Annotated in this window: 22 protein-coding genes; 16 read left to right on the forward strand and 6 right to left on the reverse strand. The window is 74.6% G+C overall.

What is annotated here, in order from left to right; all coding sequences use genetic code 11:
* Nucleotides 1-97 precede the first annotated feature (97 nt).
* The 4 genes from ACP7CD_RS15440 to ACP7CD_RS15455 all read left to right on the forward strand — a co-directional run bounded on the left by ACP7CD_RS15440 (nucleotide 98) and on the right by ACP7CD_RS15455 (nucleotide 3,267).
* Nucleotides 98-1,420, forward strand: a complete 1,323-nt coding sequence (locus ACP7CD_RS15440; RefSeq protein ID WP_426120578.1) for an NYN domain-containing protein — start codon at nucleotides 98-100, stop codon at nucleotides 1,418-1,420.
* A 42-nt stretch (nucleotides 1,421-1,462) separates the two neighbouring features.
* Nucleotides 1,463-1,798, forward strand: a complete 336-nt coding sequence (locus tag ACP7CD_RS15445) for a rhodanese-like domain-containing protein (protein ID WP_017832057.1) — start codon at nucleotides 1,463-1,465, stop codon at nucleotides 1,796-1,798.
* Entirely contained in the window at nucleotides 1,795-2,796 is a 1,002-nt protein-coding gene (gene pheA / locus ACP7CD_RS15450; RefSeq protein WP_426120579.1) for a prephenate dehydratase, read from the forward strand. Before ACP7CD_RS15445 ends, pheA begins: the two co-directional genes overlap by 4 nt.
* Before the next feature lie 144 nt (nucleotides 2,797-2,940).
* A complete protein-coding gene (locus ACP7CD_RS15455) occupies nucleotides 2,941-3,267 on the forward strand; it encodes a hypothetical protein (protein ID WP_017832055.1) in 327 nt (108 codons plus the stop codon).
* A 27-nt stretch (nucleotides 3,268-3,294) separates the two neighbouring features.
* Here the strand turns inward: ACP7CD_RS15455 and ACP7CD_RS15460 are convergent, their stop codons facing one another.
* The gene (locus tag ACP7CD_RS15460; protein WP_035925994.1) at nucleotides 3,295-4,236 is read right to left on the reverse strand and encodes a diacylglycerol/lipid kinase family protein; all 942 of its coding nucleotides are present in this window, start codon (nucleotides 4,234-4,236) and stop codon (nucleotides 3,295-3,297) included.
* A gap of 160 nt (nucleotides 4,237-4,396) precedes the next feature.
* Between ACP7CD_RS15460 and serS the strand changes: the two genes are divergently transcribed.
* Nucleotides 4,397-5,701: a serine--tRNA ligase gene (gene serS / locus ACP7CD_RS15465; RefSeq protein ID WP_426120581.1), complete on the forward strand. Its 1,305-nt coding sequence runs from the start codon at nucleotides 4,397-4,399 to the stop codon at nucleotides 5,699-5,701.
* Nucleotides 5,702-5,775: 74 nt separating this feature from the next.
* Nucleotides 5,776-6,777: an HAD family hydrolase gene (locus tag ACP7CD_RS15470; RefSeq protein ID WP_426120583.1), complete on the forward strand. Its 1,002-nt coding sequence runs from the start codon at nucleotides 5,776-5,778 to the stop codon at nucleotides 6,775-6,777.
* A 10-nt stretch (nucleotides 6,778-6,787) separates the two neighbouring features.
* On the opposite strand, the gene ACP7CD_RS15475 is transcribed toward ACP7CD_RS15470, so the two are convergent.
* Nucleotides 6,788-8,212 carry a dihydrolipoyl dehydrogenase family protein gene (locus ACP7CD_RS15475; RefSeq protein WP_031282274.1) on the reverse strand — a complete coding sequence of 475 codons (1,425 nt, stop codon included), beginning with the start codon at nucleotides 8,210-8,212 and terminating at the stop codon, nucleotides 6,788-6,790.
* Nucleotides 8,213-8,361: 149 nt separating this feature from the next.
* On the opposite strand from ACP7CD_RS15475, the gene ACP7CD_RS15480 reads away from it, so the two are divergent.
* The 4 genes from ACP7CD_RS15480 to ACP7CD_RS15495 are packed head-to-tail and all read left to right on the forward strand — an operon-like array spanning nucleotide 8,362 to nucleotide 12,023.
* The gene (locus ACP7CD_RS15480; protein ID WP_017832050.1) at nucleotides 8,362-9,003 is read left to right on the forward strand and encodes an ABC transporter permease; all 642 of its coding nucleotides are present in this window, start codon (nucleotides 8,362-8,364) and stop codon (nucleotides 9,001-9,003) included.
* Between the two features lie 4 nt (nucleotides 9,004-9,007).
* Nucleotides 9,008-10,237, forward strand: a complete 1,230-nt coding sequence (locus ACP7CD_RS15485) for an ABC transporter ATP-binding protein (protein ID WP_017832049.1) — start codon at nucleotides 9,008-9,010, stop codon at nucleotides 10,235-10,237.
* On the forward strand, nucleotides 10,234-11,046 hold the full coding sequence (locus ACP7CD_RS15490) for an ABC transporter permease (RefSeq protein ID WP_323633485.1): 813 nt from the start codon (nucleotides 10,234-10,236) through the stop codon (nucleotides 11,044-11,046). Before ACP7CD_RS15485 ends, ACP7CD_RS15490 begins: the two co-directional genes overlap by 4 nt.
* Entirely contained in the window at nucleotides 11,043-12,023 is a 981-nt protein-coding gene (locus tag ACP7CD_RS15495; protein WP_426120586.1) for a glycine betaine ABC transporter substrate-binding protein, read from the forward strand. The genes ACP7CD_RS15490 and ACP7CD_RS15495 overlap by 4 nt, the downstream gene beginning before the upstream one ends.
* Here the strand turns inward: ACP7CD_RS15495 and ACP7CD_RS15500 are convergent.
* The 4 genes from ACP7CD_RS15500 to ACP7CD_RS15515 all read right to left on the reverse strand — a co-directional run bounded on the left by ACP7CD_RS15500 (nucleotide 11,981) and on the right by ACP7CD_RS15515 (nucleotide 17,968).
* Nucleotides 11,981-12,643, reverse strand: a complete 663-nt coding sequence (locus ACP7CD_RS15500; RefSeq protein ID WP_035926011.1) for a hypothetical protein — start codon at nucleotides 12,641-12,643, stop codon at nucleotides 11,981-11,983. The two genes, ACP7CD_RS15495 and ACP7CD_RS15500, sit on opposite strands and share 43 nt — an antisense overlap.
* A gap of 52 nt (nucleotides 12,644-12,695) precedes the next feature.
* Nucleotides 12,696-13,358, reverse strand: coding sequence for a hypothetical protein (locus ACP7CD_RS15505; RefSeq protein ID WP_126349843.1), 663 nt, complete (start codon nucleotides 13,356-13,358; stop codon nucleotides 12,696-12,698).
* The gene (locus tag ACP7CD_RS15510; protein ID WP_368827738.1) at nucleotides 13,355-16,984 is read right to left on the reverse strand and encodes a TM0106 family RecB-like putative nuclease; all 3,630 of its coding nucleotides are present in this window, start codon (nucleotides 16,982-16,984) and stop codon (nucleotides 13,355-13,357) included. Before ACP7CD_RS15510 ends, ACP7CD_RS15505 begins: the two co-directional genes overlap by 4 nt.
* Nucleotides 16,985-17,440: 456 nt before the next feature.
* On the reverse strand, nucleotides 17,441-17,968 hold the full coding sequence (locus tag ACP7CD_RS15515) for an inorganic diphosphatase (protein WP_017832043.1): 528 nt from the start codon (nucleotides 17,966-17,968) through the stop codon (nucleotides 17,441-17,443).
* Between the two features lie 236 nt (nucleotides 17,969-18,204).
* Between ACP7CD_RS15515 and dacB the strand changes: the two genes are divergently transcribed.
* The 6 genes from dacB (at nucleotide 18,205) to ftsH (ending at nucleotide 25,460) form a co-directional block, all read left to right on the forward strand.
* Nucleotides 18,205-19,659, forward strand: a complete 1,455-nt coding sequence (dacB, locus tag ACP7CD_RS15520) for a D-alanyl-D-alanine carboxypeptidase/D-alanyl-D-alanine endopeptidase (protein ID WP_426120587.1) — start codon at nucleotides 18,205-18,207, stop codon at nucleotides 19,657-19,659.
* A 45-nt stretch (nucleotides 19,660-19,704) separates the two neighbouring features.
* Entirely contained in the window at nucleotides 19,705-20,886 is a 1,182-nt protein-coding gene (locus tag ACP7CD_RS15525; protein WP_176337922.1) for a zinc-dependent metalloprotease, read from the forward strand.
* Between the two features lie 126 nt (nucleotides 20,887-21,012).
* Nucleotides 21,013-21,492 (forward strand): hypothetical protein, encoded by a 480-nt coding sequence (locus ACP7CD_RS15530; RefSeq protein WP_035926022.1) that lies wholly within the window; start codon nucleotides 21,013-21,015, stop codon nucleotides 21,490-21,492.
* A complete protein-coding gene (gene tilS / locus ACP7CD_RS15535; protein ID WP_284562711.1) occupies nucleotides 21,489-22,604 on the forward strand; it encodes a tRNA lysidine(34) synthetase TilS in 1,116 nt (371 codons plus the stop codon). The genes ACP7CD_RS15530 and tilS overlap by 4 nt, the downstream gene beginning before the upstream one ends.
* Nucleotides 22,594-23,145, forward strand: coding sequence for a hypoxanthine phosphoribosyltransferase (gene hpt / locus ACP7CD_RS15540; protein ID WP_017832038.1), 552 nt, complete (start codon nucleotides 22,594-22,596; stop codon nucleotides 23,143-23,145). Before tilS ends, hpt begins: the two co-directional genes overlap by 11 nt.
* Nucleotides 23,146-23,339: 194 nt before the next feature.
* The gene (ftsH, locus tag ACP7CD_RS15545) at nucleotides 23,340-25,460 is read left to right on the forward strand and encodes an ATP-dependent zinc metalloprotease FtsH (protein WP_035926025.1); all 2,121 of its coding nucleotides are present in this window, start codon (nucleotides 23,340-23,342) and stop codon (nucleotides 25,458-25,460) included.

Consider the following 25,460-nt stretch of genomic DNA (forward strand, 5'->3'; position numbering starts at 1 on the left):
TCCCTGTGTGCCGCCTGGAAGCCCCCGGCCGCCCGCAGCTCGCTCGGCACCGTATCTTTGCGAAAGAGAATCTGTTCGCCGCTTCCCTGAGGATGCCATGACCCAGCGCCGGGCCGCCCTGTTCATCGATTTCGACAACTTCTTCGGCGGTCTGCTCGGCAGTGATCCGACGGCGGCCATGGCGCTGGCCGAGCGGCCGTCCGTGTGGATCCACCGGCTGGCCGCGGCGAGCGGCGGGGAGGGCGCCGACAGTACCCGGCGCTGGCTGGTGCTGCGGTGCTACATGAACCCGTCCGGGAGCGTCGCGCATCCGCTGAACCCGGGGCAGAGGCTGTACTTCTCGACGTTCCGCCCCTTCTTCACGCAGGCCGGCGTCGAGGTCGTCGACTGCCCCAGTCTCACCCGGGGCGCGAAGAACGGGGCAGACATCCGGATCGTGATCGACGTGATGACCGCATTGCAGCACCACGCCCACTACGACGAGTTCGTCCTGGCCTCGAGCGACGCCGATTTCACGCCGCTGCTCCAGGTCCTCAGGGCCCAGGACCGCAGGACCTGCATCATTGCGACCGGGGCCACGGCGGTGGCCTACGAGGCGCTCGCGGACCAGTACCTCGACGAGCAGGACCTCTTCGACCTCATGGCGCCTGCGCCGGCGGAGGAGCCCGTGCCCGGCTCCGGGGACGGGGTGCCGGCCCCCGGAGGGTGCTTCTCCCCGGGCGCCGCGCCGATCGCGGGCCCCTCGGAGGACCCGGGGGCGTGGCACGAGTTCTGCGCGGTCGTGCGCAGTGACTACGAGTCCTCCGAGGAGCCCGTCAGCCTCTCCCGCCTGGCAGGTCGGATCCACGCGGACATGGGAGAGGTCGTCACCCGCACCCGGTGGTTCGGCAGCGGCTCCTTCCGCCGGGCCGTGGAGCTGGTCGACCTGCCGGAGGTCGAGTTCTCGAACCTGCACTTCTGGCACCGCACGAGGCACCGGGCGCCGGAGCCGGCACCCGCGGCGCCGCCGGCTCCAGTCCGGCCGCCGCTGCCGGCGGCCGTCACCCGCTTCTGCGACGTCGCGAAGATGCCGCGGCTCTGCCGGGCCCAGTGGACGATCGTGTCCCGGGTGCTCGCCGAGTATGCGCGGCGCGGTGAGTTCACCCTGTCCGAGGCCTCCCGGTGGACCCGGGACCGGGCCGGCGAACTGGGTGTCCAGGTGTCCCGCCAGGCAATGCTCTACGCCATCCGGGGGGCCCGCAACGGCGGGGCCGATCTGTGCGCCGCGCCGCCGCCCGACGCGTCCGCCGTCGGCCGGGCGGTGCTCGCCAGCGTGCTGGAGCAGGCGGTCCTGGCGGGCTTCCATCCCTCCGCGGCGGAGCGGCAGGAGCTGGCCGCCTGGCTCGGGGCGGGCGCACCGGCACCCGTGCCCGCGGACTAGGCTGGTCCGGGACAGCCCGTTCCCGACGAGAGGACCCGGACCATGGACAACCTGGACAGCCTGCCGAGCGCCTCGGTGGAGGAGATCCCCGAGGGCGCACGCGTCCTGGACGTGCGCGAGGACGAGGAGTGGGAGGCCGGGCACATCGCCGGTGCCCAGCACATCCCGCTCCGGCAGCTCCCGGAGCGCTACGGCGAGGTGCCGGTGGACGAGGACGTGTACGTGATCTGCCGCTCCGGCGGCCGGTCCCTCAAGGCCACGGCGTACCTCCAGCAGTACGGCTTCGACCCCATCAACGTCCTGGGCGGCATGGGGGCGTGGATGGACGCCGAGAAGCCCATGGTGTCCGAGACGGGCGAGACCCCGAACGTCCGTTGAGGTACGCCTACCTGGGCCCCGCCGGCACCTTCACCGAGGCCGCGCTGCTGAGCGTGGCGGGCGCCCGTGAGGCGGAGCGCCTCCCCGTGTCCTCCGTGCCCGTGGCGCTCGCGGCCGTCCGCTCCGGCGAGGTCGACGCCGCCATGGTGCCCATCGAGAACTCCGTGGAGGGCGGCGTGACCGCGACCCTCGACGCGGTGGCCACCGGCAGCGAGCTGCGCATCGTCCGTGAGGCGCTGGTGCCCATCAGCTTCGTCCTCGTGGCCCCGCCGGGCACGGCGCTCGCCGACGTCCGCACGGTCTCCACGCACTCCCACGCCTGGGCCCAGGTGCGGGGCTGGATGGACGAGCGGCTGCCGGGCGTGGACTACGTCCCGGCGTCCTCCACGGCCGCCGCGGCGCTCGCGCTGCTCCCCGGCGGGGCGGGGCGCGAGGGGCCGGCGTCCCGGGCGGGCTTCGACGCCGCGGTCTGCTCGCCCGTGGTCGTCGAGCAGCACCCCGAGCTCGAGGTGCTGGCGGAGGACATCGGGGACAACAGGGCCGCCGTCACCCGGTTCGTGCTCGTGGCCCGGCCCGGGGTGCCCCTGCCGCCGCGCACGGGCGCGGACCGCACCACGCTCGTCATTCCCCTGTGGGAGGACCGCGCCGGGGCCCTCATGGAGATCCTCGAGCAGTTCGCGACCCGGGGGGTCAACCTCTCGCGGATCGAGTCGCGGCCCACGGGCAACTTCCTCGGGGAGTACTTCTTCAGCGTGGACGTCGACGGTCACATCCTCGACGCCCGGGTGGCGGACGCCGTCGAGGGTTTGCGCCGCGTCTGTCCCAGCACGCGCTTCCTCGGCTCCTATCCGCGGGCCGACCACAAGGTGGCGACCGTGGCCCCGCACCACTCCGACGACGCCTTCCGCGAGGCGGCGGCCTGGGTCGCAGCCCTGCAGGACAGCGACCGCCGGACCCCGGAGAACCCGCCGGCGCAAGGCGCACCGGGCGGCGCGTAACGCGAGGACGCGCACCGCACCCCCGCTTGTTAGCAATTGCGAATACATGCACCATGGGGAGTGCGGGCGCGTCCGTGCCCGCGATCTTCAGCCGGTGTCGATCGACCCCCCGGGTCGGGACCGAGCCCGACCGGAGGTGCCACCATGCCTGCTCCCGCCGTCCGCCGCCTCGCCCTCGCCGCCGCCCCGGCCCTCCTGGCCTGCGCGCTCGCCGCTCCGCCGGCCGCGGCGGCCGCGCCGCCCGAGCCGAGTCAGGTGGTCCGCGTCGAGATCGGCCCGAGCCCCGTCGTCGGGGACCCCCGGACCGCCGACGCCCTCGACCTCGTGCCGGCCTCCCGGGTCGTCCCGGAGCCGGTCGCCTCGGTCACGGACCGCGGGCAGGGCCCGCTCGTGGCCGTGGGACTGGCCGTGCTCGCCCTCGTGGCCGCGTTCGTGGCGGGCCTGAGCCGCCGGCCCGATCCCGCCGACTGACCCGCGGGGCCCGGGCGCCCGTGCGGGTCAGTCGCCCTGGGAGGGCGGAACCCGCACGGAGAGCGCGCCCGGGAGGATCTCGGACTCGAACCCGTTGATCAGCCCGGTGCCGTCCCCGTCCATCTGGGACTCGATGGGCTCGTGGAACTCCACGCGCACCTTCTTCGCGGCGAAGAACTCGATCACGGGCAGGTCGCGCCGCTGCCGGAACACGACCTTGGCGGCCATCAGCGCCCACTCCAGCGTGCTGCGCGGGGACATCACCACGAGGTCCAGCAGGCCGTCGTTGATCTTCGCCTGCGGCACCAGGATCAGGCCCGCGGTGAGGATCCCGCAGTTGGCGGCCATCACGGAGCGGACGCGGCGGCTCTGCCACTCGCCGTCGTCGATCCGGAAGCGGGCCCACCGCGGGGGCGCGATCAGGTGCCGGACCCCGGCCTCCCCGTAGGCCGCCCAGCCGACCAGCTTCTTCAGCTCGTCCCGGGTGTCCGTCATGATCTGGGCGTCGAAGCCCGCCCCGCCCATGACGCAGAACGCGTGGTCCCCCACGGTCCCGTCCTCGAGCTCCACGCGGAACGTGGCCATGTCGATGGCCCGCTCCGCGCCGAAGAGCGCGATGTCCACGTTGCGGTGGGGATCGCCCAGGTCGGCGCCCAGGTTGCGGGCCAGGAGGTTGCCGGTGCCCAGCGGGATGAGGCCCAGCGGGGTGTCGTGGCCGACCAGCGCCTCCGCCACGGCCCGGACGGTGCCGTCGCCGCCGGCGGCGATGACGAGGTCGGCGCCCTGCTCGAGCGCCTCGCGGGTCATCGAGGAGCCCGGGTCGTCCTCCGCGGTCTCGTAGAACACGGGGTCGGGGAACCCGCCCTTGCGGCACCCGATGATCACGGCGTCGCGGGCGACGTCCGCGTCGGCCTTGATGGGGTTGATGACGACGGCGACCCGTTTGGGGGCCACGGGAGTGGCGGTCACGGAAGGACTCCTCGGTTCTGCGGCGCCGGGGACCGGTGGCGCCGTGCGGTGGGGCGGTGGCGCCGCGGCACGGGGCCGCGGGCCCGCGGCGCCGGGCGGATCGCGACGGGCCTCCACCCTAACCCCCGTCGCGTCCGGAGGACTTGGGTACCCTGTCAGGGTGATCGACATCAACCAGCTCCGTGAGAACCCCGACGTCTTCCGCGCCTCGCAGCGTGCCCGCGGGGCGGACGACACCCTGATCGACCGGATCCTGGAGGCGGACGTCGAGCGCCGCCGGCTGATCACCGAGTACGAGTCCCTGCGGGCCGAGCAGAACGCCTTCGGCAAGCAGGTGGCCCGGGCCCAGGGCGAGCAGAAGCAGGCGCTGCTCGCCGAGGTCAAGGAGCTGGCCGCCCGGGTCAAGGAGGCGCAGGCGGCCGCGGAGGCCGCCCGTGCCGGTCAGGACGAGCTCGTAGCGGTCGTCGACAACCTCGTCCTCGGCGGCGTCCCCACGGGCGGGGAGGACGACTTCGTCCTGCTCCGGACCGTCGGGGAGCCCCGCGACTTCGCCGCGGAGGGCGTCGAGCCCAGGGACCACCTGGAGATCGGCGAGCTCGTGGACGGCATCGACATGGAGCGGGGGTCCAAGGTCTCCGGCGCCCGGTTCTACTTCCTCAAGCGCGACGTCGCCCGGCTCGAGACCGCCCTGCTGCTCATGGGCCAGGACCAGGCGCTGGACAACGGCTTCGTCCCCATGACCACCCCGAACCTCGTGCGCCCCGAGATCATGAGCGGCACGGGCTTCGACGTCGCCCACTCCGACGAGATCTACCACGTCGGCAAGGACGAGCTGTACCTCGTGGGCACCTCCGAGGTCCCCCTGGCGGGCTACCACGCCGACGAGATCCTCGACCTCTCCGACGGCCCGCTGCGCTACGCCGGCTGGTCCTCCTGCTACCGCCGCGAGGCCGGCTCCGGGGGCAGGGACACCCGGGGCATCATCCGCGTGCACCAGTTCAACAAGCTCGAGATGTTCGTCTACTGCTCCCCGGAGGACGCGGAGGCGGAGCACGCGCGGCTGCTCGCGTGGGAGGAGGAGATGCTCGCCAAGTGCGAGCTCGCCTACCGGGTGATCGACACCGCCGCCGGGGACCTCGGCACCTCCGCGGCCCGCAAGTTCGACTGCGAGGCCTGGGTCCCCACCCAGGGCAAGTACCGGGAGCTGACCTCCACGTCGAACTGCACCACCTACCAGGCGCGGCGGCTCAACATCCGGGAGCGGCTGCCCGAGACCACGGACGCCGCCGGCAAGGTCCGCAAGGGCGGCACCCGCACGGTGGCCACCCTCAACGGGACGCTGGCGACCACCCGCTGGCTGGCCGCCATCCTCGAGACCCACCAGCAGGCCGACGGGTCGGTGCGCGTCCCCGAGGCGCTGCGGCCCTACCTGCGCGGCCAGGAGACCATCCCCGTCCGGCGCTGAGCCGCCGGGAGGCGTTCGGCTCCCGTTCATCTCACATCGACATCTCGGCCATCCTGTCGGTGTGATGTGGCACCATGTCCCGCATGACAAAAGAAAAGACCGCTGGCACCGAGGACCAGCACGAACTCGTCGGCATCAACTCCACCGTCCCGCTGAAGGTCGAGCACTCGGAGGACCTCAGCGACACGGCCGGCGGCACCACCGCGCCCGCGCGCTCCGCCGCCGACGTCCGGATCCCCCTCAAGGTCCAGCCTCCCCGCTCGAACGGCTGGAAGAAGGAGGCGGGCGTCCAGTACCTGGTGGCCCTCGACGTCGACGGCACGCTCGTCGACCACGACGGCCACATGTCCCGCCCGGTGCGCGAGGCGGCCCAGGCCGTGCTCGCGGCCGGCCACCACGTGGTGATCTCCACCGGGCGCTCCAAGGGGGCGACCCTGCCCGTGGTGGAGCTCCTCGGCCAGGAGCGCGGCTACGCCGTGTGCTCCAACGGCGGCATGACGCTCGAGCTGGACCCGGAGCTGCCGGCGTACCACCGGGTGCTCGAGTGCGTCTCCTTCGACCCCGGCCAGGCCCTCGAGGCCCTCGAGCAGCGCCTGCCCACCGCGAAGTTCGCCCTCGAGACCGAGGACGGGTCCTTCTACTCCACGGAGCGCTTCCAGGACGCGTCCTTCGGCATCGAGGCGATCGGCGTGGACCTGCACCAGCTGGCGCGGATGAAGGCCGTGCGCATGGTGGTGTACAGCACGGAGCACACCCCGGAGGAGTTCGCCCGGGCGATCGACGAGGCCGGGCTGCACGGCGTCACGTACTCCGTGGGCTGGAGCGCCTGGCTCGACATCGCCGCCAACGGCGTCTCCAAGGCCAGCGCCCTGGAGCAGATCCGCCGCCGGCTCGGCGTGGACCCGTCCCACACGGTCGCCGTCGGCGACGGCCGCAACGACATCGAGATGCTCGACTGGGCCGCCCGCGGCGTGGCCATGGGCCAGTCCCCGGACGAGGTCGCGGCCGCGTGCCACGAGGTGACGCACACGGTCTACGAGGACGGCGTCGCCCGGATCCTGCGCTCCCTGCTCTGAGCCCGGCGGCTCAGAGCCCGTACTCCTCGAGCAGCCGCAGCCAGACCTCGCTGATGGTGGGGAAGACGGGCACCGCGTGCCAGAGCCGCTCCAGCGGCACCTCGCCGACCACGGCGACGGTCGCCGCGTGCAGCAGCTCCGTCACGTCCGGGCCGGCGAAGGTCGCGCCCACGAGGGTCCGGCGCCGGCGGTCGACCACGAGCTGGGCCCAGCCCCGGTAGTCGTCGCGGTGCAGGAGCGCCCCGGCCACGTCGATGGCGTGCTCCACGACGTCCACCTCGAGGCCGTCCGTGCGGGCCTGCTCGGCGGAGCGGCCCACGGAGGCCACCGCGGGGTCGGTGAAGACCACCTGCGGGACGGCGCACCCGTCGGCCGTGGACGCGTACGGGGACCACGGGGGCGCGGACGCCCCCAGTCGGCCGGCCGCGCGCGCCACGACCGCGTCCGCGACGGCGCGCGCCTGGTACTTCCCCTGGTGGGTCAGCAGGGGCCCGCCCGCCGCGTCCCCGGCGGCGTAGAGCCAGCCGCCCTCCGCACCCGCCACGAGGCCCGAGCCGTCGACCCGCAGCGCGGAGGGGTCCAGGCCGAGCTCCTCGAGGCCCAGGTCCGCGAGCGCGGGCCGCCGCCCCGTGCTCACCAGCAGCTGCTCCGCGGACACGGTCCCGCCGCCCTCGAGGTCGAGCTCGACACCGCCGCCGGCGGACCGGACCCGCTCCGTGGCCCGCCCCTCGACGACCGTGACGCCCTCGGCGTCGAGGGCCTCGGCGACCAGCCGCGCGGCGGTGGACGGGAAGGCGCTCAGCAGCCGGCTGCGGGCGACCACCGTGACCCGGGAGCCCAGGCGGGCGAAGGCCTGCGCGAGCTCCGTGCCGGCCACGCCCCCGCCGAGCACCGCCAGGGACCCGGGGACCTCCTGGGCGGCGGTGGCGTCGCGCGTGCCCCAGAACGGCACGTCCCCGAGACCCGGGACCGGGGGCACGACCGGCCGCGAGCCCGTGGCCAGCACCACGGCGTGCCGGGCCTCGAGCACCCGGACGCCGCCGTCCTCGGCGGTGACCCGGACCCGCCGGGGCCCGGCCAGCGCGCCCCGGCCCCGGACCAGGTCCACGCCGGCCCCGGCCAGCCACTCCGCCTGGCCGGTGTCGTCCCAGTGCGCCGCGAACCCGTCCCGGCGGCGCAGCACCGCCGCCGCGTCCGGCGGGCCGGTGACGGCCTCGGCCGCCCCGGCCACTCCGCGGGCGGCCTCGAGGGCCGCGCCCGGGCGCAGCAGCGCCTTCGAGGGCGTGCACGCCCAGTAGGAGCACTCCCCGCCCACGAGCTCCGCCTCGACGAGCGCGGCGCTCAGCCCGCCCCGCACCACGCGGTCGGCCGCGTTCTCGCCGACCGGACCACCGCCGATCACCACCACGTCGTACCTGTCCCGGGGCTCTGTCATGCCCCGAGTCTGCCAACGGGCGCGCCGCCCGACAACAGCCCCGGCGGGGCTCGGGCAGGTGTGATCCGGGCCATCTCCATGAGAACGGAGTGCTAGCCTTCTTGCCAGGCCGGGTGACCACGTCATCGACGACGACCGAAGGGTGTGCCGTGATCGAGTACGTCTCCGACCGGTGGGAACAGATCCTCTTCGCCAGCTGGCAGCACTTCTCCCTGGTGGTCCAGTGCCTGGTCCTGGCCACGGTCCTGGCGGTGGCCCTCGCGGCGCTGTGCTACCGCTCGCCCCGGCTCACGACCGTGGCCAACAACGTCTCGGCCGTGGGGCTGACCATCCCGTCCTTCGCGCTCATCGGCCTGCTGATCGCCCCGCTGGGGTTCGGGGTGGCCCCCGCCGTCGTCGTCGTCACCTTCTTCGCCGTCCTCCCCGTCCTGCGCAACGCGCTCGTGGGGCTCGCCGGGGTCCCGCAGGCCACCGTTGAGGCGGCGCGCGGGCTCGGCATGAGCAGGGCGGCGACCTTCCTGCGCGTGGAACTGCCGATGGCGTGGCCGGTCATCCAGGCCGGCATGCGGGTCTCGGCGCAGATGGTGATGGGCGTGGCCGCCATCGCCGCCTACGTGCTCGGCCCCGGCCTGGGCGGCTTCATCTTCTCGGGCCTGTCGCGGCTCGGGGGCGCCAACTCCTTCGCGTCGGTCGTCACCGGCGTCGTGGCCGTCATCGTCGTCGCACTCATCCTGGACGGGCTGCTCGTGCTGCTCGGCCGGCTCACCACATCGCGAGGTATCCGTGTCTGACTCCATGACCACCCCCCGCACAGACTCCTCCGTCACCGGGGCCCGGATCCTGCTGGAGAACGTCTCCAAGCGCTACCCCGGGCAGGCCAAGGCCGCGGTCGACGGCCTGACGCTCGAGATCCCCGCGGGCAGCATCGTCATGCTCGTGGGCCCCTCAGGCTGCGGCAAGACCACCACGCTGAAGATGATCAACCGGCTCATCGAACCCACCGAGGGCCGGATCGTCATCGACGGCCAAGACGTGACCTCGATGAACGGCGACGAGCTGCGCCGCGGCATCGGCTACGTGATCCAGGCCGGCGGGCTGTTCCCGCACATGAGCGTGGCCACCAACATCGGCATGGTCCCGAAGATGCTCGGCTGGGACAAGCAGCGCATCGCCGCCCGCGTGGACGAGCTGCTCGAGCTCGTCTCCCTCGACCCGGCCGTCTACCGCGACCGGTACCCGAGAGAGCTCTCCGGGGGTCAGCAGCAGCGCGTCGGGGTGGCCCGCGCCCTGGCCGCGGACCCGCCCGTGCTGCTCATGGACGAGCCGTTCGGGGCCGTGGACCCCATCACCCGCCAGCGGCTCCAGGACGAGCTCATCAACATCCAGCACGAGCTGCAGAAGACCATCGTGTGCGTGACCCACGACTTCGACGAGGCGGTCAAGCTCGGCGACTGGATCGCGGTCTTCGACGAGGGCGCCCGGATCGTCCAGTACGACGCCCCGGAGCGCGTCCTGGCGGAACCGGCGGACGAGTTCGTGGAGGACTTCATCGGCTCGGGCGCGGGGCTCAAGCAGCTCACACTCACCCGAGTCCGGGAGGTCGACCTCGTCCCCGCCGTGACCACCCGCCCCGGCGAGGACGTCCGGGCGGTGCTCGGGCGGGTCGACGAGGCGGGCACCCGGGACGTCGTCGTGGTCGACGACCGCGGCCGGCCGCTGTCCTGGCCCTCCCGCCGTCAGCTCGAGCGCTTCGGGACCGTCCCCGGGGAGCGCAACGACCGCCTGCCCCTGGTCGGCACGGGCGCCACGCTCAACGACGCGCTGGACACGATGCTCGTCTCCAGCACGGGGGCCGCGCTCGTGGTGGGGCCGCGGGACCGGTTCGAGGGCGTCATCTACGTCGAGACCGTCATGGCCGCGATCACCGAGGCCCGCCGGACCGTGGCCGCGGAGGACGCGCCCCTCGGCCACAACACGGGCGAGATGCCCGCCGTCAGCGCGAGCCCGGGAGGCGGGGACCGATGAGCGCGCAGACCGAGCGCCCCGCCGCCGCGGAGCCGGAGCCCGCCGACGACCCGGTGTCACGCCCGGCCACGGCCGACCCGGACCAGCGCACCTGGAAGGGCCTGCTCCTGCAGCCCGTGGCGATCCTCGCGGCGCTGGGCCTGCTCGTGCTCTGGCTGACCACGGCGGAGCTCACCGAGACGGAGGCCGTGACCCTGAGCCCCGCATCGCTGTGGGCCCTGACCCTGGAGCACCTGCAGCTGACGGTCGTGGCCACGGTGGTGGTCCTGCTCATCGCGATCCCGGTCGGCATCCTCCTGACCCGCAGACCGCTGCGCTTCCTCACGGGCCCGGTCATCGCGCTGGCGAACATCGGCCAGGCCGCCCCGGCGGTGGGGCTCGTCGTCCTGTTCGCCTTCTGGTTCGGCTTCGGCTTCCGGGCGGCCGTGGTCGCCCTGATCGTCTACGCGATCCTGCCCGTCCTGAAGAACACCATGGTGGGCCTCGACGGGGTGGACCGCAGCCTCGTCGAGGCCGGGCGGGGGATGGGGATGAGCGCCGCCGCCGTCCTGTTCCGGGTCGAGCTGCCCCTGGCCGTGCCCGTCATGCTGGCCGGCGTGCGCACCGCCCTGATCCTGGTGGTCGGCACCGCGACCCTCGCCACGTTCATCAACGGCGGCGGGCTCGGGCTGCTGATCACCACCGGGGTCAACCTCAACCTCGTGCGGGTGCTGATCGCCGGCTCGATCCTCGTGGCGCTGCTCGCCCTCGCCATCGACTGGGTCGGCCGTGTCGTGGAGCACGTCGCGCGGCCGAAGGGACTGCGATGAGAACCTCCCGCGCCGCCGGCGGCGCCCTGCTGCTCTCCTGCGCCGGCCTGCTGCTGACCGGCTGCGGGCTCGAGCCGTCCACGGCCTACGTGCCCGACGCCGCGCCCGGCTCCATCCGGCCCGTCGAGGGCGCGGAGGGGACCGAGGTGCGGGTGACGTCCAAGAACTTCACCGAGCAGCTGATCCTCGGCAAGATCGGGGTGCTCGCGGTGCAGGCCGCCGGCTTCGAGACCGAGGACATCACCAACGTGCCCGGGTCCCAGCCGGTGCGCGAGCTCATGCTCTCCGGGGACGCCGATCTCACCTTCGAGTACACCGGCACGGCCTGGCTGACCTACCTCGGCCGGGCGGAGGGCATCCCGGACCAGCAGGCGCAGTGGCGGGCCGTGTACGAGGAGGACCTCGGCAACGGGCTGACCTGGGGCGCCCCGGCGGCCCTCAACAACACCTACGCCATGGCCGTGCGCTCCGAGTACGCCGAGGCCAACGACCTGGCGACCGTCTCGGACATCGCGGACCTGCCGGTGGCCGAGCGGACGTTCTGCGTGGAGTCGGAGTTCAACTCCCGCAGCGACGGGATGACCCCCCTGCTGGCCCACTACGACCTGGACCGCGGCAGCGAGGTGCCCGAGGGCAACATCGGCATCTACGACACCGGCGCGATCTACTCGGCGACCGACGACGGGGAGTGCAACTTCGGGGAGGTCTTCTCCACGGACGGCCGCATCCCGGCCCTGGACCTGACCGTGCTCGAGGACGACCGGCAGTTCTTCCCCGCCTACAACGCCGCCCCCGTCTTCAGCACGGAGCTGCTGGACGAGTTCCCCGCGCTCGAGCAGGTCCTGGAGCCGATCGCCGCGGCGCTCACCGACGACGTGATGCAGGAGCTCAACCGGCAGGTGGACGTCGAGGGGCGGGACCCGGCCGACGTCGCCTACGAGTGGATGATCTCCGAGGGGTTCATCGTCGAGCCCTGAGCCCCGCCCGCCGGGCCGCCCCGGGCCGGCTCGCACAGGCCCAGCAGCCGGGCCGCCGCGGGCCGGGCGTCCTGCTCCTCCTGCCACAGGGAGCGGGCCACCGCCTTGGAGACCGCCTGCGGGGAGATGCCGAGCTCGGCGGCCACGGCCTTCTGCTGGCCGCGGGCCCCCGGCACGAGCAGGTCGACCACGCGCCACTCCGCGTCGCTGCGCTCCGCCACGATCCGGCCCAGCAGCCGCAGCACGGCCTGCGCCTGCGCCGCGGCGGGCGCGTCCTCGGCGACCACGCGCACCGGCACCCGGCCCGCGGCGGCCTCGGCGGCGGCGCGCGCGTGCGCCGTCCCGGGGCCGTCGGCGCGCAGGCCCGTCCGGCCCTCCGGGTCGGTCGCCGTCTCCAGCCGGACCGGCCCCACCCCGACCCCCACGCTCCAGGCCGATCCGCGCAGACCGGCGAGCGCGGCCGCGACCGCGGCGCCGGGATCGGCGGTGATGCCCTGCACCGCGTGCGCCCGGGCGCGCTGGAACGGCACCACGGTCTCGAGGTCCGCGAGGCGGCGCAGGAGGCCCGGCACGAGGTCGCCCGCCTCGCGGCGGCGCTGGTCCAGGGTCACGACGTACACGGTCCCAGTATCGGGCACGGGGGCCGCGGGGGAGCGGGGGCGCGGCGGGGACTCACTCCCAGAACCGCGGCTCGATGTCGACCCCCTGCACGATGAGCTCGTCCTCGAGGGGCTCCCGGCACACCACGGGCAGGCGCAGGCAGCCGATGCGGTCGTCGGGGCCGAAGTAGGCGGTGAGCCGGTCGAAGCCCTGCCGGAACGAGGCCAGCTCCTTGGCCGTGGCGGCGACCTCCGCCAGGTCGGCGTCGGAGCCGAGCACCCAGAAGGAGTCCGGGTCGGTCAGCTGGAGCAGTCCCACGGCCGCCCCGGCGTCGTTGTTCTCGGTCCCGGCCCAGCCCGGGACCCGCAGCCACCCGCCCGGTGCCGCCGCGCCCAGGGCCGGCGCCAGGGGGTCGTACTCCCACGCCCGGGCCTGCTGCAGCCACGCGGGCGGCGCCGGGAGGTAGAGCGGGCCGTCGAGGTCCACGGGCCACCGGGCGGCGGCGAACGCCCCGGCGTCCACGCGGTCCCAGAACTGCTCCGCGGTGAGGTCGGTGCCCACGCTGTTGAGCGCCGCCCCGGGATCGTCCTGGTGCATGCCGTGCCAGTAGGTGGGGCGGGTCCGGACGTCGGCGCGCCGCAGCAGGGCGTCCAGCTCCTCCAGGTGGGCCGGCTCGCCGAGCACCACCGTCCTGGACTCGAAGTGCAGGACGTAGGGCACGCGCTCGGTGCTCACGGCAGCCCCGCGGGCCGTCCGCGGCGGCACAGCCGCGTGAAGCGGCCGAGCACCTGCAGCGCCTCCGGGGTGGCGGGCAGGTAGTCCGTCAGGGCGGGGGAGCGCACCACCACGGCGCACCACTGCCCCCGGGAGACCGCCACGTTGAGCCGGTTGGGGGAGAGCAGGAACTCCATCCCTCGGGGGCCGTCGGCCGCGGAGGCGGCCATCGACACGATCACGACGGGGGCCTCCTGGCCCTGGAACCGGTCGACGGTGCCCACCCGGACCCCGCCGCCGTCCTCGTCCCGCAGGCCCGCGGCGGCGAGCTCGCGGCCGATCAAATCGACCTGGGCGTTGTACGCGGCCACCACGAGCACGTCCTCGGGCGCCAGCGGCACGGGGGGTGCCCCCGGACCGGAGCGCCACGGCGTCCCGGCGAACTCGTGCACCAGCTCCACGACGCGCCGGGCCTCCTCGGGGGAGGCCGTGCGGTTGCCGGTGTGCTCGACGTAGCAGGTGCGCAGGCCCGGGGCCACGCCGGTGAGCTCTCGGCGGCCCGCGGCCGGGGCGGACCCGAGCCGCCCGGCGTAGGAGAGCTCGGAGACCGGTTCGCACAGGGCCGGGTGCATCCGCCAGGTGCGGTCCAGGAAGTAGCCGTGCTCGGCGGGCAGGGTGGGCGAGCCGTGGGAGAGCCAGCCCAGCGCCGACTCGTCCACGGGCAGGGGGTGGGTGCCCTGCGAGACCTGCGGCAGCTGCTGCGGGTCGCCCAGCAGCAGCAGGCGCCGCGCGGCCCGGGACACGGCCAGGGTGTTGGCCAGCGAGTACTGCCCGGCCTCGTCGACCACGAGCAGGTCCAGGGCCTCGTCCTCGAGGTGCTTGGCGTTGGAGAAGTCCCACGCGGTGCCGCCCACCACGGCGCCGCCGTCCGCCAGGAACGCGGCGAAGTCCTTCCCCGGGACGTCGCGCCACGGCGTCTCCCGGTCCGCGGGCCGGCCCGAGGGCGGCTTCTTGCCGACGCGCTCGGGGGCGACCCCGCCCTTCTCGAGCACCCCGGTGAGGAGGTTCTCGACGACGGCGTGGGACTGCGCCACCACGCCGATCCGCCAGCCGGCCTCCACGAGCCGGCCGATCACGTGGGAGCCGAGGAACGTCTTGCCGCTGCCCGGGGGCCCCTGGACGGCGAGGAAGCTGCGGTCGAGCGAGCGCAGGGCACGCACCACGGCGTCGATCGTGCCGTCGGGGCCGTCGTGCGGGCGGGGCAGGGGGCTGCCGTCCGCGGGCCGCGGCGCCCGGCGCTGCAGCAGCTCGAGGCCGGGCTGCCGCGGGAGCTCCGGCAGGGCGTCGGCCGTGCGGGCGGCGAGGGTCTGCAGGGACTCCTCGAGGGAGCGGGTGGCGATCGGCTGGGCCGGGCCCAGCGCGATCGGCAGCTCCGCCCAGGGCTCGGGGGCCGGGGCGTCCCGCGGCTTCTTGAGCCGTTCGCGCACGGTGAGCACCGCCGTGCCGTCCTCGTGCTCCTCGACGTGCTCGAGGGCGGCGGTCCAGTCCCCGGCGCGGCCGCTGCCGCGCGGGGCGGCGTCCTCGGCCAGGTGCGCGGGCACGGGGGCCCCGTACATCAGGAACAGCCCGGCGGTGCCGGGTCTGGGGGTGGAGCCCTCGCCGAACCGGCCCGCGAGGCGCAGGAGCCGGGTGGGTGCGGCGCTGCTGCGCTTGCCCGGGTCCTTCGCCCAGTCCTCCAGGACCTCCGCGCGCCGGACCACGAACACGTCGCGGGTGTCCTCCCAGTCCTCCACGGGGCCCTCGAGGCGGTCGAAGTGGGACCACCAGTACTGCTTGCGCTCGCGCCGGTGGTAGCCGGTGGCGGAGGCGACCATCGCGACGGCCGTGCGCTGCTCCTCGGTCAGGACGTCCCGCGCGGACGGGTCGTCCAGGTGCTCGTGCAGGCGCTGCTCGGCACCGGTCATCCCGGCGTCCGGCAGCTCCTCGGGCAGCTCGAGCCGCTCCTGGGCGGGGCGCGGCGGGTGGTCCGCCGGGTCCGGGGAGATCCCGGCGAGGCCCAGCAGCCAGTCCCGCAGCCGCAGGGTCGAGAGGCAGTCGTAGGCGTTGTAGTCGGCGATCCCGGCCAGCAGCCGCGCCGCGTCCTCCTCCCGCCCGGCCGCCCGGGCCGTGCACCAGTCGGCGTAGGCGACCACCGACGCACCGGCGTCCACGACGTCCCCGGTGCGCAGGTGCTCGCCCATGTAGAGCGGCTCCAGCTTCTTGATGGAGTACGAGCTCTCCGACAGCCGCAGGCTTCCCCGCACCGTGTCGTAGAGGTCCACCAGCACGTTCTCGCGCAGCAGCTCGTCCACGGCGTCCTCGCCCACCGCGTGCACGAGCGAGAGCCGGCGCAGGGCCGCCTTCTCGTAGTTGGCGTAGTGGTAGACGTGCATGCCGGGGAAGCGCCGGCGCCGTTCGGCCACGTAGTCGAGGAACGCCCGGAGCGCGTCCCGCTCCTGGGCCCGGGAGTGCGCCCAGAACGGCCGGAAGACGGGGGCGGCGCCGGGCTCCGGGGGCTGCTCCACGACGCCGAACAGGTACTCGAGCCCCCAGGACGTCGGGTCCCCCGGGTCCTGCCACAGCGGGTCGCCCTCGAAGTCGAAGAACACGTCCCCGGCGTCCGGGGCGGGCAGCCGCCGCACGGGGTCCGTGGCGGTGACCCGGTAGGCGACCCGGCGGGTCCCCCCGTCCTTCCGGTACTCGACCGAGCCGTCCTCCCCGCCCCGGCCGGTCTGCATGGCAGCCTGGTCCCGCAGCCGCCGCAGCGCGGCGGGGAGCCGCCGGTCCTCCAGCAGCGCGAGCTCGTCGACGGTGCGCACGCCGTGCCGGTCGCGCAGCGTGCGGCGCACCCGCACGGACAGCCCCGCCGTCAGCAGCAGGTCCCGGTGCTCGGCGACGGCCCGGGCGCAGTGCTCGCACCGGCCGCAGCGGGCGACGTCGTCGTCCTGCCAGTCCACGGGCCCGGTCCGCGCCCGGTGCGCGGCGGCGGCCGCGACGAACCGCTCCCGGCGCTCGCGGTAGACCGCCAGGTGCTCGGAGACGGGGAAGACCGCCTCCCGCTGGTCGCCGAGGACCAGGGTGACCTCGGGGGCCACGTCCACCCCGGCCCGCTCGAGCTGGTCGGCGTAGGCGGCGAGCTGGAGCAGGGCGGTGACCTTGGCGTGCCGGGCGAGCTTGGTGTCGTGCACCGCGTATGCGCCGTCCGGGCGGCGGACGAGGAAGTCGGCGCGGCCGTGGAAGGCACCGTCGAAGAAGGAGGCCTGGAAGACCACGTCGGCGCCCGCGCGCAGGGCGTCCAGGGACTCGGCGTGCTTGGCGGTCAGCTCGTCCCGGTCCATCCGCCGGGCCGGCTCGACCTCGTGCACCCCCCGTCCGGTCGCCGCGTCCCACGGGCCGAACGCCGCCAGGTGCGCGGCCAGGACCCGGTGCTCGTGGGCGTCGCCCAGCTCGGCCGTGCGGGCGAGCATCGCGTCCCGCTCCGGGGCCCGGCGCGGCGCCCGCCCCAGCTTCTCGTCCAGGACGCACAGGCTCGCGTAGGGGCACTCGGCCGCGCGCACCAGGTCGCTCGCGGAGAAGACGAGGTCCGCCTCGGGGCCCAGCAGGAACATGCGCATCCTTCCGACGGCGCCGGGTCCGTCCCGGGTCCGCGTCCATCGAACCACAGGGACCGGACGTCACAAGGAGGGCGGGACCGGCAGCGCAGGACGGGGATCGGCCGGCAGGTCCTCGGACCTGCCGGCCGACTCCCGGGGGCCGGTGACCGGCCCGCCGGGATGGACCGGGAGAGATCGATGGGATGCGGCGCGGGTGGGGGGACCCCCGCCGCCACCGGGCACCTCGCGGGTGCGCTCCGGCGACCTCGATCCCGGTCGGCGGCCCGGATGCCGATGGGGGGATGCATCCTGGGGCCGTCGGGCCGGCTGAGCCGGCCGATCCCAATATAACGAAATTCATGGAATCCCTGTAGGGCGCACGTCACGCGCCGACCCGGGTCGGGCCCGGGGCCCCGGACGCGCGGGGGCCGGGGACCCTCCGGTCCCCGGCCCCCGCGCGTGCCCGTCCGCTCAGTCGGTGGACGGGGCCTTCTCCTCGGCCTCGGCGGCCGAGTCGTAGTGGGACTGCTCGAAGCGCTCGCGGGCCTCCTCGACGAGGCGCTCGGCGGTCTCCCGGCCCTCCCAGCCCTCGCCCTTGACCCACTTGTTGGGCTCGAGGTCCTTGTAGCGCTCGAAGAAGTGCTGGATCTCCTTGAGCTTGTACTCGTCGATGTCGTCGAGACCCTGGATGTGGTCGTAGCGCTTGTCCGTGGACACGCACAGGATCTTCGCGTCCCCGCCGGCCTCGTCGTTCATGTTGAACACGGCGATGGGGCGCGACTCCACGAGCACGCCCGGGACGATCTCGAAGTCCAGGAGCACGAGGGCGTCCAGGGGGTCGCCGTCCTCGCCCAGGCTGTCCTCGAAGTAGCCGTAGTGCGCGGGGTACTGCATCGACGTGAACAGGACGCGGTCCAGGCGGAGGCGGCCGGTCTCGTGGTCGATCTCGTACTTGACGCGCGATCCCCGGGGGATCTCGATGGTGACGTCCAACTCCATGGTGCTTCTCCTCGTGCTGGATGGGCCCGGAAGGGCCGGAAAGGGCTGACAGCGGCCGAGCGCGGCCGCACCACCCTGGGCGGGGTGGGGCAGATCCGAGACCCACGATAGCGGCGGCCCCGCGGGCGGCGGTAACCGTCCGGCCCGCCACGGGGCCGCGCCCGGCCCGCCGCGGCGCCGCTCCGGGGCCGGCGCCGGAGCCGCCGCGGCGCCGCGGACCGGGCCACAATGGGGGCATGAGCAGTCCCCGACGCCACGGTCCCCCCGCCGGGCGACGGCGGCCGCGGGCCCGTCCGGGCCCCGGTCACCGCGCCCTGACGGCGCTGCTCGCCGCCGGCTGCGTGGGCGTGGCGGGCTGGCTGCACCCCCACTGGGCCCCCGCGCTGGGCCTGGGCGGGGACGACCTCCCGGCGGCCCGCGTCCTCCCCGCGGAGGCGCCCGCCCCCGCCGGGGCCGTTCCCCCCGACCCGGCCGCCCCCGTGCCCGGCGCCGCCGAGGTGGCCGCGGCGGTGGAGCCCGTGCTCGCCGGCACCGCCGGACGGCGCTCCGTCCTCGTGGCCGACGCCCTCACCGGGGAGCCGCTGCTCGAGCGGGACGCGGACGCGCCCCTGGTCCCGGCCTCCAACCAGAAGCTCGTCACGGCGCTGTCCCTGCTCACCCACGCCGATCCCGGCCGGCGCCTGCGCACCACGGTGGTCGAGGGGCCGGAGCCGGGCACGGTGGTGCTGGTGGCCGGCGGGGACACCCTGCTGAGCCCGGGCGGCTCCGACCCGGACGCCGTGCTGGGCCGGGCCGGGATCCGGACCCTGGCGCAGGAGACGGCCGAGGCGCTCGCCGAGCGCGGGGCGGCCGGGCCCACCGCCGTGCGGTGGGACGCGAGCCTGTTCGCCGGACCGGACGTCAACGAGGACTGGGCCTCGGGGGACGTCGCGGCGGGGCAGATCGGGCCGGTGGCGCCCATGGCGTTCTGGTCCCACCGCGTGCCCGCGGGGGAGGGCCCGTCGGCGGAGCGGCCCGTGGACGCGGCGCAGGACGTCGCCGAGGTCTTCGCGGCCGAGCTCGCGGCCCGGCTCCCCGGGGGCGGGGCGCCCTCCGTCCCCGCGGTCGCGCCCGACCGGGCGCCCGAGGGTGCGGCCGAGCTGGCCGCCGTCGAGTCCGCGACCCTCGCCGAGCAGGCCGAGCTCATGCTGCAGGACTCCGACAACCACCTCGCCGAGGTCCTCTCGCGGCTCGCGGCCCGGGCCGCGGACCGGCCCGCGAGCATCGCCGGCGGCCGTGCCGCCGCGGCCGCGGCGCTCGAGGCGCACGGCGTCCCGGCGCCGGGCGCCGTGCTCTCCGACGCGTCCGGGATGTCCCTGCGCAACCGCATCCCCGCCCGCGCGCTCGAGCAGGTCGTGCGGGCCATGGTCACCGACCCCACGGGGGTGCTGACCCCCGGCGCCCGGGCGCTCCCGGTGGCCGGCGGCAGCGGGACCCTCGCCGGCCGGTTCGACGACGACGCCGAGCGCCCCGGGCGAGGCCTGGCGCGGGCGAAGACGGGCACGCTGAACTCCGTGGTCGCCCTCAGCGGGCACGTCAGCACGGACGGGGGGCGGCTGCTGACGTTCTCCGTGGTGCTCAACGAGGTCGCCGACCCCGCCGCCGCCCGGGACGCCGTGGACCGCGCGGTGGCGGCCCTGGCCCTCCTGTGACGGCCCGCGCCGGGCGCTCCCAGGCGCGTGTGGTTGCATGAGGCCATGAGCGCAGCACAACGACCGCCGGAGACGGACGCGCCCGGGATCGTCCGGTGGGACCTCGCGGCCTCAGCCGCCGCCCGGCTCACGCCGCCGGGGCCGAGGATGTCCGCCCGGGCCATGCAGGCGGCGGTGGCCTCCATGCGCCGCCACGCCGAGGCGTCCGTGGACCACGTCCACCGGATCACCGGGCTCGAGGCGGCGCGGGACCTGCGGGACTCCACCGTGCTGGTCGTGGACCGCGCCGGGTGGTCGAAGGCCAACGCCCAGGCCTTCGAGGTGCTCATGGAGCCGGCGGTCGAGGCCCTGCGCCGGCGCCGCCCGGAGCAGTTCGGCGCGGCCGCCACCGCCCTCGGCGGCACGGCCACCGCCATGGAGATGGCGGCGGTGCTCGGGTTCCTCTCCGCGAAGGTCCTGGGCCAGTACGACCCGTACGCCGGGCTGGTCTCCGCCGTGGCCGCGCAGCGGCACCCCGGCGGACGGCTGATGCTCGTCGCGCCCAACATCCTCACGGTCGAGCGGGAGCTCAACGTCGAGCCGGAGGACTTCCGGCTGTGGGTCTGCCTGCACGAGCAGACCCACCGCGTCCAGTTCGCCGCGGCCCCGTGGCTGCGCGAGCACATGATCGAGCAGATCAACGAGCTCGCCGACTCCCTCATGGGGCACGCCGAGACCCTCGGGGCGCGGCTCACGGAGGCGGTCCGCGCCCTGCCCGGGCGCGGCGCGGGGGCGGAGGAGCCCCGGGCCTCCCTCGGCGTGGTGGGCCTGCTCATGGGGCGGCGGGAGCGGGAGGTGCTCTCCCACCTCACCGCCGTGATGAGCCTGCTCGAGGGGCACGCGAACTTCGTGATGGACGGGGTGGACGCCTCCGTGGTGCCCTCCGTGAAGACGATCCGGCGGCGCTTCGAGCGGCGCTCCGAGCTCCAGGGCAGCCTCGACCGCTTCGTCCGGCGCCTGCTCGGGATGGACGCGAAGATGCGCCAGTACAGCGACGGCCAGCGGTTCGTCACGACCGTGGTGGGGACCGTGGGGCTGGAGTCGTTCAACCGGATCTGGGAGGCCCCGGAGCACCTGCCCACGGAGGCCGAGATCCACGCCCCGGAGCGCTGGATCGAGCGCGTGCTGGGCCCGGGCGCACCGCCGCGCCGGCCCCTCCCCGCCCCGGAGCCGCCGGGAATGTGGTAGACACCACGCACCCCCGTTTGACATGCAGATTCATACACATTAGGGGTGGGGCGTCCCGCCTCGGAGACCTCGGTCACGGCGCGACACGCGGTAGGTCGGATCACCTTTGTGTGACAAAATCTTTACGTGAGCACAGAGAATATCGAACAGCAGGTCAAGCTGTACGGCCAGCCCCTGTCGGAGCGCTTCGGCACGGTCGTCCAGGCCTACGGCATCACGCAGCGGCGACTGGCCGAGGTCCTCGGCCTCTCCGCCCCCATGCTGTCGCAGCTCAACAGCGGCCGCCGGATCAAGATCGGCAACCCGGCGGTCTACGAGCGCCTGGTGATGCTGGAGCAGCGCATCGGCACCCCGGACATCGAGGAGGTCCTCGCCGCGGTCGAGGCCTCGCAGCCCGTGCTGTCGACCACGCAGATCCAGGCCGGCATCCACAGCGAGACCAACGCCGTGGCGGCCCTCGCCCACGTGGTCCCGCGGCAGGAGCTCGAGGCCGCCCTGGACCTGCTCGGCGAGACCGCCCCGACCCTCGCCAAGGTCGTGCGCCTGGCCGTGCGGGAGTCGCAGAACCAGCAGGCCGCGAGCGACCGCGAGGACGCCCGCCGGTGACCCAGTTCGCCCGCCGCGGCCGACTGTCCCCGGACGTCGCCGCGGGGCGGCGCCATGTGCTCGACTCCGTCCGGCAGCACGTCCCCCGGACCTCCGCGGAGCCCCCGCTCGTGCTGGTGGCCTGCAGCGGCGGCCCCGACTCCCTCGCGCTGGCCGCCGCCGCGGCCCACTTCGCCCGGCGCGGCACGCTGCGCGTGGGCGCCGTGGTGGTCGACCACGGCCTCCAGGAGGACTCCGCGGCGGTCGCGGCCCGCGCCGCCCGCACGCTTGAGCAGACCGGGCTGGCGCCCGTCGTCGTCACGGCCGTGACCGTGCGCCGGGACGCGGGCGGCCCCGAGATGGCGGCCCGCACCGCCCGCTACGCGGGCATCGCGGAGGTCGTGGGGCGCACGGGCGCCGACGCCGTGCTGCTCGGGCACACCCTGGACGACCAGGCGGAGTCCGTCCTGCTGGGCCTCGCCCGCGGCTCCGGCACCCGCTCGCTGGCCGGGATGCCCCCCGTGCGCGAGCTCGACGGCGTCACCTACCTCCGCCCGTTCCTCGACCTCTCCCGCGCGCAGACCCTGGAGATCTGCGCCGCCGAGCAGCTCGAGCCCTGGCACGACCCCACGAACCAGGACACCACCCTGATGCGCTCCCGGGTCCGCCACCGCGTGCTCCCGCTGCTGGAGGACGAGCTCGGCCCCGGTCTGGCCCGTGCCCTGGCCCGGTCCGCCGCGATCCTCGGCCCCGACGCGGACTACCTCGACGGCGCCGCGGGGGAGCTGCTCGAGCGCGCCCGCGCCGCCGCCCCGGAGCTGCCCGGCTCCCTGGCCCTCGACCTCGCCACGGTGCGGGCCGCGCACCCCGCGCTGCGCCGCCGCGCCCTATCGGCGGCCGTGGTCGCCGCCGGCGGACAGACCCCGGCCTACGAGCGGCTCGGCGCGCTGGACGAGTTCGCCGCCGGGCACGGGGCCGCGGGGCCCGTGCAGATGGCGGGTAAGGTGTCGGTGTGGCGCCGCCGCCCGACGGCGGGCACCCGTGGCCCGGGGCACCTGGAGCTCGTCCGCCCGCGGCCCGCGAGCGCCACCCGACCCGCATCCGCATCACCCGAGGAGCGCCGTGAAGGCTGAGGACGTCCAGGGGGATCTCACCGAGGTCCTGTACAGCAAGGAAGACATCGACACGAGGATCGCCGAGCTGGCGGCCGCCGTGGACGCCGACTACCGGGGCCGGGACGTCCTGCTCGTGGGCGTGCTCAAGGGTGCGGTGATGGTCATGGCCGACCTGTGCCGGGCGCTCCAGGGCCAGTACCCCATGGACTGGATGGCCGTGTCCTCCTACGGCTCCGGGACCAAGTCCTCGGGCGTGGTCCGCATCCTGAAGGACCTGGACACGGACCTCACGGGGCGGGACGTGCTCATCGTGGAGGACATCATCGACTCGGGCCTGACCCTGTCCTGGCTGCGCGCCAACCTCGAGTCCCGCGGCACGGCCTCGGTGGAGATCTGCGCCCTGCTGCGCAAGCCCGAGGCCGCGAAGACCTCCATCGACGTCAAGTACGTGGGCTGGGACATTCCCAACGAGTTCGTGGTGGGCTACGGGCTCGACTACGCCGAGAAGTACCGCAACCTCGACTGCATCGCGACCCTGGCGCCGCACGTCTACGAGTGAGCCGGCGCCCCGGGCGGGCGTGCGCCGCGGCGGTTCCCGGGCCGGGTGTCCGCTGACAGGGAACTCCCGGCCCGTCCGGGGCCCGACCCCGAGTCCGGGCTGTACATTGTAGGTCTGCGTCCCCTGGACCTCCGGCCCTGGGCGGGCACGGGCTCGAGGGGGCCCGGACAACCATCCACGGGAGGATCAGCGGCTTGGCCACGGCGAAAAAACCCAACAACTTCTTCAGAGGACCCTGGTTCTGGGTCCTGCTGGCCGCTCTGATCCTCTTCCCCCTGGTGGGCACGCTCACCACGGGCTCCTCCGGGCGCGTGGACACCAACGTCGGCCTGCAGCTGCTCCGCGAGGGCCAGGTCGCCGAGGCGAAGATCTACGACGGCCAGCAGAAGGTCGAGCTCCAGTTGGAGGAGGACCTCTCCCTCGACGGCCGCGACCTCGGGCGCAGCGTGGAGTTCTACTACGTCACCCCGCGCGGGGAAGAGGTCGTCGACGCGATGAACGCGGCGGACCTCCAGGGGTTCACGGACCAGCCCGTCGAGTCGAACTGGTTCACCAGCCTCCTCGGCTTCATGCTGCCGTTCCTGATCATCCTCGCCATCTTCTGGTTCGTGTTCTCCCGGATGCAGGGGGGCGGGTCCCAGGTCATGCGCTTCGGCCGCTCGCGGGCCAAGATGTTCGACAAGGACAACCCCACGGTGACCTTCGCCGACGTCGCCGGCGCGGACGAGGCCGTGCAGGAGCTCGACGAGATCAAGCAGTTCCTGGTGGAGCGGGAGCGCTTCACCGCCCTCGGCGCGAAGGTGCCCAAGGGCGTGCTGCTCTACGGCCCTCCCGGCACCGGCAAGACCCTGCTCGCGCGGGCGGTGGCCGGCGAGGCCGGCGTGCCCTTCTTCTCGATCTCCGGCTCCGACTTCGTCGAGATGTTCGTGGGCGTGGGCGCCTCCCGGGTCCGAGACCTGTTCCAGCAGGCCAAGGAGAACGCGCCGGCCATCATCTTCGTGGACGAGATCGACGCCGTGGGCCGCCAGCGCGGCGCGGGCATGGGCGGCGGCAACGATGAGCGCGAGCAGACCCTCAACCAGCTGCTCGTCGAGATGGACGGCTTCGACGCCACCACCAACGTCATCCTGATCGCCGCGACCAACCGCCCCGACGTCCTGGACCCGGCGCTGCTGCGCCCGGGCCGCTTCGACCGCCAGATCGGCGTGGAGGCCCCCGACATGAAGGGCCGCCTGCAGATCCTCCGGGTGCACTCGCAGGGCAAGCCGCTCGCGGACAACGTGGACCTCGCCGCCGTGGCCAAGCGCACCCCCGGCTTCACGGGCGCCGAGCTCGCCAACGTGATGAACGAGGCCGCGCTGCTGACGGCCCGCTCCCACGCCCAGCTCATCGACGACCGCGCCGTGGACGAGGCGATCGACCGGGTCATCGCCGGTCCGCAGAAGCGCAGCCGGATCATGAAGGAGCTCGAGCGCAAGGTCACCGCCTACCACGAGGGCGGGCACGCGCTCGTGGCCGCGGCCCTGCGCAACACGGACCCGGTCACGAAGATCACCATCCTGCCCCGCGGCCGGGCCCTGGGCTACACCATGGTCATGCCCATGGACGACAAGTACTCGACCACCCGCAACGAGCTGCTCGACCAGATGGCCTACGCCATGGGCGGGCGCGCGGCGGAGGAGATCGTGTTCCGGGACCCGTCCACCGGCGCGTCCAACGACATCCAGAAGGCCACCGACACGGCCCGCAAGATGGTCACCCAGTACGGCATGAGCGCCCGTGTGGGCTCGATCAAGCTGGGCGGGGACAGCTCCGAGCCGTTCCTCGGCCGGGACGCCGCCGGCTCGGGCCGGGAGTACTCCGAGCGCACCGCCGCGATCGTCGACGAGGAGGTGCGGGCCCTGCTGGACCAGGCCCACGACGAGGCGCACGCGATCCTCATGGACAACCGTCCCGTCCTCGACCGGCTCGCCCTCGAGCTGCTCGAGAAGGAGACGCTCAACGAGGCGCAGATCGCGGACCTCTTCCACGACATCCGCAAGCGGGACCTGCGGCCCGTGTGGCTGTCCAAGGACACCCGGCCGCTCTCCGAGGACCCGCCCGTGGTCACGCAGGCCGAGCGCGAGGAGGCCCGGCGGCTGCACGCCCAGGACCCCGCGACCCTGGCCCCGCAGGACCAGGCGGCCGCCGCGAAGCCGGAGCACCCCCTCGAGGTCCCGGAGCGCGGGCACTCGGTGCCCCCGGGGGAGGGGGCGGGCTCCTCGAGCACCACCGGACCCTCCGCGGAGCGCGCCCCGGGGGCCGGCACGGACTGA

This window comes from Kocuria sp. LHG3120 (genome assembly GCF_049897445.1).
Taxonomy (GTDB): domain Bacteria; phylum Actinomycetota; class Actinomycetes; order Actinomycetales; family Micrococcaceae; genus Kocuria; species Kocuria rosea.